The sequence below is a fragment of the Photobacterium piscicola genome, assembly GCF_900166965.1.
GTDB classification, from domain to species: domain Bacteria; phylum Pseudomonadota; class Gammaproteobacteria; order Enterobacterales; family Vibrionaceae; genus Photobacterium; species Photobacterium piscicola.
Map to the genome: position 1 here is coordinate 1 of NZ_FUZI01000022.1, position 2,423 is coordinate 2,423.

Consider the following 2,423-nt stretch of genomic DNA (forward strand, 5'->3'; position numbering starts at 1 on the left):
TGCACACATCAACATCGCCACTATACGCAATCTGTGCGTCTAACGATGTTGCTGCAAACATGATGAAAGGCGAAAGTGGTCTATCGCTAACTAACGAAGTTAACCGCGAAGCGATCATCTTCCGTCAGAACATGCGTCAACTATTCAACGATTACACCGCTGAAAACGATTGGTTCTTCAAGCCTTGGAACGCTGAAACTGTTACAGAAATGAACGGCGACAAAGTTAATTTCGAAGACGCTTCTGTTGAATCTCTAATGACTATCCAACAGAACTGGAAATTGACTCCTGGTGACAAGTGGCACGGCTTTGACGAAATCGACAATGACTGGTGTATGCTTGATCCAATCAAAGTTAGCTTGCTAACTCCAGGTCTTGACGACAACGGTAACTTCCTAGAAACAGGTGTTCCAGCAGCACTTGTAACAGCTTACCTAAGCCATTTCGGTATCGTACCAACACGTACTACTGACTTCCAAGTAATGTTCCTATTCTCAATGGGTATTACTAAAGGTAAGCGTGACACCTTGATCAACACATTGTTGTCGTTCAAACGTCACTACGATGCCAACGCAGATATCGAAACATTATTGCCTGAGCTAGTTGCTTCTGCTCCAGAAGTTTACCGTGGTCTTGGTCTGAAAGATCTTGGCGAACGTATGTACAAGTACCTAGTACGTCACAACCCAAGCCAAGTGCTAAACCACGCTTACTCAAGCCTTCCAGTAATGGAAGTGAAACCACGTACTGCTTACCAGTTCGTAGTTTCAGATGACGTAGAGCTAGTGGCTTCAGATAAACTTGTTGGCCGCGTTGCAGCGAACTCTGTTATCCCTTACCCACCAGGCATTCCAATGCTTATGGGTGGCGAAAACTTCGGTGATGATACAAGTCCTCAAATCCAGTACTTGAAAGCACTAGAAGCATGGGACGCTGAGTTCCCTGGTTTCGAACACGAAACTGAAGGCGCAGAAATCGAAGACGGTAAATACCACGTTCTTTGTATCAAAAAAGAAGCACTATAATCGCTTAATGCATTAGTGTGACAGCCTATCAATCCCTCGCTGGTAACAGCGGGGGATTTTTTTATCGGTACAAATTTAGCCATAATCTTAGCGCTCAGGTTGCATTAACCTATCTATAGCTAATTATAATTTATACAAATTAAATATTTCTTAACCCATCATTCAAAAAAAAAATCAATTTTTAATGATGAATTTATTCTCACTGATAAAGCATAACTATATTTTGTGCTATTTTTGATTGATTTTAAATTACCACCCAGTGAGAATTTCAACTCATTGTAAATAAAGGCCTTTAATCACAAAAAAATGCAACAAATTACATTTTTACACCATTTGTTAAAAATAATGGTCGAATAATGATACTAAAACCAATCATACCCACTAAAAATGCAATGATTCATTCCGTTTTTACGGTTTTAATTTTAAAGAATCAGCGCATTATATGTCTCGAAAGCGAAGTTGTTTATTCCATTTAAAATATATTTCTTATGCTGAGAACTATATTTTAATTATTTTATAATAAGTAAAATAAAATAATTAACTTCCTTTATATAATAAATAACTCCCCATGGATCTGGTTTTATTTATATTAATATAAATCTTATTTTAAATATGATTTACATCCCTTTAAATCACAGGTGAATATAATGTCATCAGATACTGGCACTAAAAAAATGGGCCTTGTCGGCTTAACTGTACTTGTTGCAGTTAACATGATGGGTTCCGGTATTATTATGCTACCAGCAAGCTTGGCGCAAGTTGGTGCAATCTCAATGTTATCTTGGGTTGTTACTGCGTTAGGCGCAATGTGTATTGCTTATACATTCGCTAAATGTGGTGCATTTTGTAAGCGCTCTGGTGGTATGTCAGCTTACGCAGAAGAAGCACACGGAAAATCATCTTTCTTCATCTCTTCTTACACTTACTACGTGTGTTTGGTGATTAGCTGTGTTGCTATTGCCGTTTCTGCTTTAGGTTACATCAAACCATTTATGCCTTGGCTAGATACACCTATGCACACTTTCTACGGTGTAGTTGCTATCCTTATCTTCACCATGGTAGCTAACTTTGGCGGTGCGAAAATCACAGGTCAAATCTCAGCATTCACTGTTTGGGGTATTATTATTCCAGTTGCAGGTCTATCTATCATCGGTTGGTGGTGGTTCGATCCACAAACATTCATGAGCGCATGGAACCCACACCACGACACTACAATGCACTCTGTATCTTCTGGTATCGCATTGACTTTATGGGCTTTCCTAGGTATTGAATCTGCAGGTGCTAACTCTGATGCGGTTGAAAACCCAGAGCGTAACGTACCACTTGCAGTACTGTTTGGTACTGGTTTCGCAGCGATTGTTTACATTGCTTCAACGGGTGTTATTCAAGGTATTATTC

At 39.3% G+C, this 2,423-nt stretch carries 2 protein-coding genes; both read left to right on the plus strand.

Translation table 11 applies throughout. The features are described 5' to 3' along the window. On the plus strand, positions 1–1,025 hold a 1,025-nt coding region (locus CZ809_RS20500; RefSeq protein WP_503121337.1), incomplete at its 5' end, for an Orn/Lys/Arg family decarboxylase. A 647-nt stretch (positions 1,026–1,672) separates the two neighbouring features. Then, positions 1,673–2,423: amino acid permease (locus CZ809_RS20505; RefSeq protein ID WP_144396218.1), on the plus strand; the 751-nt coding region annotated here is incomplete at its 3' end.